Source organism: Microcoleus sp. B6-A1 (assembly GCF_036705085.1).
Taxonomy (GTDB): Bacteria; Cyanobacteriota; Cyanobacteriia; order Cyanobacteriales; family Microcoleaceae; genus Microcoleus.
Window position 1 is genome coordinate 1 of sequence record NZ_JAUBTU010000158.1, and the last position, 6591, is coordinate 6591.

General features: G+C 47.3%; 8 protein-coding genes. 3 read left to right on the forward strand and 5 right to left on the reverse strand.

What is annotated here, in order from left to right; genetic code table 11:
- The 3 genes from thiL to QUB11_RS30475 all read right to left on the reverse strand — a co-directional run.
- A partial coding sequence (gene thiL, locus QUB11_RS30465) for a thiamine-phosphate kinase (protein ID WP_333392508.1) occupies positions 1-786 on the reverse strand: 786 nt, incomplete at its 3' end.
- A 32-nt stretch (positions 787-818) separates the two neighbouring features.
- Positions 819-1133, reverse strand: coding sequence for a hypothetical protein (locus QUB11_RS30470; protein ID WP_333207430.1), 315 nt, complete (start codon positions 1131-1133; stop codon positions 819-821).
- Between the two features lie 242 nt (positions 1134-1375).
- Positions 1376-2500: a peptidylprolyl isomerase gene (locus tag QUB11_RS30475; protein WP_333207431.1), complete on the reverse strand. Its 1125-nt coding sequence runs from the start codon at positions 2498-2500 to the stop codon at positions 1376-1378.
- A gap of 439 nt (positions 2501-2939) precedes the next feature.
- Here QUB11_RS30475 and efp point away from each other — a divergent pair, with 439 nt between their 5' ends.
- From efp to QUB11_RS30490, 3 genes are all read left to right on the forward strand, one after another.
- On the forward strand, positions 2940-3497 hold the full coding sequence (efp, locus tag QUB11_RS30480; RefSeq protein WP_333058573.1) for an elongation factor P: 558 nt from the start codon (positions 2940-2942) through the stop codon (positions 3495-3497).
- 199 nt (positions 3498-3696) lie between these two features.
- Positions 3697-4254 (forward strand): acetyl-CoA carboxylase biotin carboxyl carrier protein, encoded by a 558-nt coding sequence (gene accB / locus QUB11_RS30485; protein WP_333207433.1) that lies wholly within the window; start codon positions 3697-3699, stop codon positions 4252-4254.
- Between the two features lie 30 nt (positions 4255-4284).
- Positions 4285-4677 (forward strand): ArsR/SmtB family transcription factor, encoded by a 393-nt coding sequence (locus tag QUB11_RS30490; protein WP_006631662.1) that lies wholly within the window; start codon positions 4285-4287, stop codon positions 4675-4677.
- Between the two features lie 270 nt (positions 4678-4947).
- On the opposite strand, the gene QUB11_RS30495 is transcribed toward QUB11_RS30490, so the two are convergent.
- Entirely contained in the window at positions 4948-5703 is a 756-nt protein-coding gene (locus tag QUB11_RS30495; RefSeq protein WP_333207434.1) for a GerMN domain-containing protein, read from the reverse strand.
- Between the two features lie 783 nt (positions 5704-6486).
- Positions 6487-6591 (reverse strand): photosystem II protein D1 (locus tag QUB11_RS30500; protein WP_333050036.1); only part of this gene is annotated, 105 nt, incomplete at its 5' end.

A 6591-nucleotide genomic window follows, 5' to 3' on the forward strand; every position in this document is an offset into this window, starting at 1 on the left:
CCCCCCCTTGCTAAGGGGGGGAGAATAGAAATCTTGCTTCCCCCCCTTACTAAGGGGGGGACTGAGGGGGGGTTCCATCGCCCCTGGAGAATTGAAATCTTGCTTCCCCCCCTTAGCAAGGGGGGGACTGAGGGGGGGTTCCATCGCACCTTCGGAACCTAAAATTTCCCAAACAACCGGCAAAACATCCAATCTCGGTTTAGGGCACTGGTGAGCGAGAATTAAAGAAGCCCGATCGCCCTTTTCCAGATTTTGCCCGAATTCTGGATTTAACAGCAATTCTAATCCCGCGCGGGAGGCTCCGTGAACCCCAGTAGCCACAATCGCCCAGCCCGATCGCGCATTTGACCGACTAATGGTACGATCGCACTCAACCTCCCCAAAAGCAGTAATCGCCACAGTCACAACGGGCGATCGCACAACATCCCCACCGACGATCGGCGTATCATATTCTTGCAAGCAAGCCGTCATCCCCCGATAAAACTCTTCAACCCACTCCACAGCCGTATCCGCCGCCACAGCGAGGGCTACAGTCACCGCCAAAGGTGTTGCTCCCATCGCAGCCAGATCCGACAAATTTGCCGCTGCGGCGCGCCATCCTGCGTAATAAGGCCCCGTAGTTCGATCGCTAAAATGCACTCCCTCCACTAACATATCGGTAGTGATAGCCAGAGATTGGTTGGGATTTGTAGGCATGACAGCGCAATCATCACCCACTATCTCTGCGGGGCAGAATTTTTGCAATATTCTTAAAAGGCCTTGTTCACCGATATCTTTAACTTGCATAAATTTGAATTAGTCGATCGCACTTTCTCACTTCACCATTCCTTACCCGAACTCGGCGGCAGGCGCAACCTAGGAAACCTATAAAAAGTATCCCCTTCATCATCTACCTCTAAAATCGCCGAAAAAATCTTAACTTGCCGAGTTAAATACTGCTGAGCAACTTCAGCCTCAACCCTAGCACTAGCTGCCAGTTGAATCAGCGAAATTTGACTGTTTTGAGTTTCCAACAACTGATAAAAAGCCTCATCCAACCGCTGCTTTTGCTTGTTTTCATTCACATTTTTTACAATCAACAAGCCTGCGAATCCGCCCAAACCCATTACCAATAAAAATTGTAAAATAGCCATATTATCGATTGAATTCCTATTTTCAATAACGAAACTATAAAAATTATCTCTTCTTCCAGCCTGATTCCGGCGGGCTTTGTCTGTGTAAAAGTGATTTCAATCGCCGTCATCTGTATTTAGAAAAAATTTCAATGCCTGTCACTATTGATTTTTTCAGCCCGCGCAGGCGGGCTTTGTTTCTGTAAAAGCGATTTCAATCGCCGTCACTTTCGTGTAAAAGCGATTTCAATCGCCGTCATTAATTAAACTTGAGGTCGCACCAAATTTTCGATTCCTTTAACTACCTTAGCAGATACAATCTTGTCTCCCTGCTTCAGTTGCTCCAAAACTTCTTTTCCTTCAATCATGTAACCAAAAACAGCATAGCGGCCGTCCAACAGATTCAGACCAGCGGGCGTGAGTTCAGGTTCAAACAAGAAAAAGAAAAACTGAGAAGAAGCGCTATCAGGGTCAGTTTCTGTACGGGCCATAGCCACAGTACCGAAAGCAGAAAAAGGCAAAACAGGTTCGTCGCGATAACGCCCCGCATCTTCTAGAGTAATCCCGTAAATAGGTTCTTTTTCCTCCCTGACGAGCACTTCTAGCGGTATATTCCGGTATTTGCCAGTAGCTGGGTCAATAAAACCCTCTTCCTTGCCTTCGGGGTCTCCCGTTTGCAAAACGTAGGATTCTTCCGATCGAATAAACGGCAAACCGTCATAAAAACCTCGATCGACCAAATCCACAAAATTACCAGCCGTAACCGGGGCGCTGTAGCCGTCAAGCACAACAGTAATTTCCCCTTTTTCAGTTTGTACAGCCACAGTAGCGCGCCCTTTCAGTTGAGGCAGATTAGCATACTTGGCAGGCACTTCAAACGGAAACTTTGTCACCATCAACTCTTCGATTTCGCCTACCGAACCCAGGATTGTGGCTTTCAAGTCAATCACTTTGTCCCTGTCTTTAGCCTCAACAGCCTTTTCCAGTTGAGCAATTCCCTCCTTGGCTTGTGCAACTAGCGCCTCAGCTTGCGGCTTTTTGGCGTCGGGAATACTCTCTAAAAGGTCAGATTCCCGGAGGTTGAGAATCCTGGAAGCCTTACTGACATCGCTGCTAATAGGCCCCCAACGTTTAGACCGTATGTGGTTGCCAATGTCTTCGAGACTGATTTGCAAATCTCGTACAGTCTGATTGTCAATAGGTAAAGCGAAGCGCAGCAGCGCCCGGCCGTCCGTAATCGCATTCCCCGCAGGCATACTGCTGCTGGGCCGTTTGGCATGGGAGACTGCACTGAAACTCAGTCCGAGAGTGAACAGCAAGAGCGCTAAAGCAAGGGTTTTGACCCAGCGCTTGCACGTATCGATCGAGAAATTAGGCCAATGCAACATAACTTTAACTTTTATTGCCTCTATTATCTTCCCACAGCGCTGCCCGCCCGCCTTTGCTGCTACCCATCTAAAGTGTCTGTTCGTTCGGCTGGGGAGGAGTTGCCCACTAACAACACTCAACAGTCAACTGACAACTGACAACTGCCCACTGCCCACTGCCATTAACATTTCAGTACAGCACTTGCTCCCTTTGAACGGTAAAATAAAATGCCAATTGCTTTTTGATGCCGTCAGCTAGACTGCGGCTTTAACCTGACCCGCTCAAAAACGGATACAATCCCCAGACTCCTGTCGTGGAGAGATCAAAATTTTAGACCAAGGTTCAATCTCCCAAATTCATCTGTGGAGTAAATCTAAAATCTAAAATCTAAAATCTAAAATCGACTGACTGTAGTTCCCCCGTGCCGCCAAGGCGACGGGATTGCCCGCAAAAATTTATATGATTTCCAGTAACGACTTTCGACCAGGTGTTTCAATTGAATGGAATAACGGCGTGTGGCGGGTTATCGAATTCCTCCACGTCAAGCCAGGAAAAGGCTCGGCTTTCGTGCGGACAAAATTAAAAAACGTCCAAACCGGAAACGTAGTAGAACAAACCTTCCGGGCGGGCGAGACTATGCCTCAAGCCAACCTGGAAAAGAGTGTGATGCAGCATACCTATAAAGAGGGCGACGAGTTCGTCTTTATGGATATGGAAACTTACGAGGAAAGTCGCCTCAATGCTAAGCAAATAGGCGATCGAGTCAAGTACCTCAGTGAAGGGATGGAAGTCAGCATCCTGCGCTGGAACGACCAAATCATGGAAGTGGAACTTCCCAACTCTGTTGTCTTGGAAGTGCTGCAAACCGATCCGGGAGTCAAAGGAGATACTGCCACTGGTGGCAGCAAACCCGCGATCGTCTCCACCGGAGCTCAGGTTATGGTGCCTCTATTTATTTCCATTGGAGAACGGATTCGGATTGATACTCGTGAAGACAAGTACCTCGGCCGAGAGTAGAAAGGAGGGAGGAAAAGGGAGTTTTTAGTTTTTAGTTCTGAGTTATGAGTTAAAGAGTTATAAATTCAATACTCATCGCTCACAGCTTAAAAACTATCCCTTTTTCCTCCAAAATCGTTGATGCTCATAGCTTCGCCGGATTCTGAATTTTCAATTTTCAATTCTCAATTTTCAATTATTAATTACCCTTGAATCTGCTGTGCAACTAGACTTAAACCAGCTTTGTGACCTGCTAACTGTATTAGACAAAACTGGCATTTCGGAACTGACCTTAAAAAGTGGGGATATTGAACTGACAGTACGCAAAGGCATTCTGGCAAGTTCACCAGCCACCTCTGCTGCGCTCCCTGCTGCCGTGACGACAGTCGCTCCGATCGCCTTGGGCGCGGTTCCTAGCCCCACCTTAGCCTCACCTCCTGCTGTTGACCAAAATTTAGCAGCGGATCTGGCTGCCCCTGTACCCGTCGCCCCTGTCGCCGCACCTGCTGCCGTACCTGCTTCTGTCGATACGAAATGGGTGCCAATTATCTCGCCGATGGTAGGAACCTTTTATCGCGCTGCTGCTCCTGACGAGCCTCCTTTTGTCAATGTGGGCGATCGCATCAAGGTCGGCCAGACAGTCTGTATTATCGAAGCGATGAAGCTGATGAACGAGATCGATGCTGATGAAGTCTCCGGTCAAGTGATGGAAATTTTAGTTCAAAATGGCGAACCTGTCGAATACGGTCAAGTGTTGATGCGAATTAATCCGGATTGAAGGATTACTTTATTGTTATGGACAGAATAAATGCTAATATTTCCCGATCACTTCTCTCCGGTGAGTTTGATGAAGTCATCCCAGCCTGTCCCGCAAGAGGTTGTGCAACAAGTTGCTGAGTATTTCAGTATTTTGAGCGAACCCATGCGTTTACGAATTTTGAACTTGCTTCGCGACGGCGAAAAATGCGTGCAAGAATTGGTGGAAGCTACTCAAACGAGTCAAGCCAATGTTTCTAAGCACCTAAAACTCATGCTCCAAGCTGGTATCCTCACTCGCCGGAGTGAAGGAACTTCAGCTTATTATAAGGTGCAAGATGAGTTAATTTTTGAGCTGTGTAATATGGTGTGCGATCGGCTTGCCAGCCGGATCGAACAGCAAGCCCTACACTTTCGGGCATTTAGTCTAACTACCAAGCACTGAAAATTAGTCCCCAGCCCCAGTCAATCGATTTGAGATTTGAGATTTGAGATTTTAGATTGACTTGCGCGAGATAAATGCTCTTTCTTGAGGATTTTCGATTTTCGATTTGGGATTGATTCCACGGATAAATCACGTGGCGGGTACCACCTTTGAAATTCGTGGTCATGAGTCATCAGCCATGAGTCATAAGTTATCAATCCCTACTCTCTGCCTTCAGACCGATGACTAATGACTCCTAACTAATGACTCCTAACTAATGACTCATAATTACTAAAGGGGAAAATTTTTGTCAAAACTTTGGCGGGTACTCGGCTGAGCCACCTCCAAACCTTCGCCCCCTAAAAGTTCTAAAGGCTTACCTTCCACCGAAATCCAAACCTTGGTATTCGGTTGTAAACTCGTAGCCGTATAGATAACTTGCCCTAACCGGCCAGTCATCGAATTGCTCCCTCCCCCCGCAGTAAATTCTGCCGACAAATCGACATAAACTCCGTCATTCTTAACACTCAAACCCCTGAGTTTTGTCCCATTAGGGATTTCGCTAGAAACAGTTGCATCCTTGGGCCCAGCCAACAAACTGTTAAAAGCAGCTTGTAAAGCTACATCAGGCTTGTCAGCTTGTTTGACAGCTACTTTCGTAGGAACTCCCTCAAATTTGCCGCTGGCATCTTTAACCCAGTAGACTTGCACTGTCTGGACATCAGTCTGCGGCAAAGGCTTTGGCTGCGGCGACTTTGGGATCAGAGCGTTAGGCGTCTGAACCTGCGGCGTCTGAACCTGTGGCGTCTGAACCTGTGGCACTTGTACAGGATTTGGAGGGGGTACAGGGATCACTACAGCAGGAGATTCCGCAGGACTTGGGGACAGCGGCTGAGTCGTAGTTTGAGCAGAAGACTGCGTATCTGCGGGGCTGGGCGAACGGTTCGCTGTCCACCAGGCAATGCCCCCTCCCGTCAGTAAAGCCAACCCGCAAACACCGGCAATGACGGCTGTGGAGACGCGGCGTACTTCTTGTCCATCTTTCATAATACAAATTCTCCTTACAGATAGAGCGCTTGGGACGGTGAGGAGCGACTCTTGATCAGCTACATTTGTCTATGGTTAGATTCTGGAATTGACACAATTGCATTGCTGCTAGCGAACACTTTATAGCAAGCCCAACATATTCTGAATCCGACTATTGGAATCCTAGACCATAATATAAGATTTCGCCCGTGGAGTATGTCACCAAAAAACTGGGTCTGAAGCCCCGTCCTTATAGGACGGCTTTACATTGAATTAAATCCCCTTTCGGGGTCGGAGAGGGAATTTAATGCAACCTCTCCGATTTTTGGGGAATGGTTGCCCCAAACTCCCATTTCTGGGGTAAAGTTAGCTTCGACAAGGTTATAAAGGCTTGCGCCGGCTAGCAGCACTGTCGAGCGTGACCTTAAGACTGTTTAACCACTAGCGACAGAGCAAGGGACTAGCTTCGCATCAAGCGGGTGTCGTGACCTAAATAACGTAGCTATTTAAAGCTTAGTCTGGTCAGAATGGCCTGTTAGATTTCTCTTTCAAGCCTCACGCCTTTAGGCTGAGGTTTCTGACAGTATCTCGATCGGCCTAGTGGCTATATTCTATAGTAATCATAAAAAATTAAAGAATAAAGGAAGAAAAAATAAGTAAAAAGCAAGAAGGAAGGCAACGGAGGTAAGGGGGGTTACGGATTTAAGGGATTTAACGGATAGAAACAGGTCTAGAAAAATATTTTCCCCAAACAAAAAGCGCCCCTATTTCTAGGAGCGCTTTTTGTCAATCGATAGCTAAAACTTAGCCATTGATAGAAGGAGCTACCATTGCTACTGGGGTGACTTCACTAGCAGCCAAGTCAAGCGGGAAGTTGTGAGCATTGCGCTCGTGCATTACTTCCATACC